The sequence below is a fragment of the Legionella brunensis genome (assembly GCF_001467025.1).
Lineage (GTDB): Bacteria > Pseudomonadota > Gammaproteobacteria > Legionellales > Legionellaceae > Tatlockia > Tatlockia brunensis.
Genome location: NZ_LNXV01000026.1, coordinates 1 through 993, shown reverse-complemented (window position 1 = coordinate 993; position 993 = coordinate 1). Strand labels below are relative to the sequence as shown.

Sequence of the window (993 nt, the reverse complement as noted above, 5' to 3'; positions counted from 1 at the left end):
AGAAAAAATTAAATTACACCTCAGGTGAACCGATCCCACTGGATCCGACGATCATCAAAAATTCCACAGCCCTTTATGGTTTTATAGACCCTCAATTCATTAAGGATGCTCCCAATTTTGACATTAATTACGATTGGACACCCTTTAAAAAGGAACTGGCAACCAAGCTTGTTAAAGAATCAAATAGTCCATTACAGCAATTTGTTAGCAAAGCGGCAGTGAGTTATAAGAGAAATGTTGATAAGGAACTCATCGATTACATCATGGGTGTTAGCGACACGATAAGTGAAGTCGTTGCGAATGCCACTCCGCAAGAAAAAGAGTTGCTTGCTTTCTTAAAACAGCAAGTCAGCACTTTACTTCCTGAGACATTGCATCAGAAGGTTAACGTAAGATACGGAGCAACCAAAGAAGCCGGTCTAAGTCCAGTAGAGTATACCCTTGCTATCCCTTATGGAGGTAATGATAACCCTAACGAGGGAAGTCGCTTTGGTAATGAGCTGGAGGCAATCAACTATACTATTCAAATGATGCTTATTAAGGGCATCAGCGAAGAACTCTTCAAACAGCGTATTGCTGAATGGCAAGCCGTGGCTCGCCAGGAGTTATTCCAAAATCCTATGTTCAAAAATATAGACGATACATCGGTAGCTAAAGGGTTTGCTCTCTTAGAAGAGAATTCCGGGATTGCTAAGGAACAACGTCTAACTTTAAGTAAAGTCAACATTGATGATCCTGTACAAATGGCGGCTCTTTATAAGCGTCATCAATATAACCGCACACTTGCTTTTTCCCTCTTACAAGAGCGCTCATTAAAGCAAATTCATCACGATGGTGCGATTATCCATAGTGATTCTTTTAATCATATTGATATTTACCGCAGCTCACAAGGGGTCTCTGGAACGCCAGGAAACCACACAACCTTCCATCAGCGCCTGCATTTCGATGTCAAATCCTCTCTCGGCAGTGATGGTTATATTATTGAGGTGTTAC

Annotated in this window: 1 protein-coding gene; it reads left to right on the top strand. The window is 41.3% G+C overall.

All coding sequences use genetic code 11. The annotated features are described in order from the left end of the window. On the top strand, positions 1-993 hold a 993-nt coding region (locus Lbru_RS17350), incomplete at both ends, for a hypothetical protein (protein WP_162262404.1).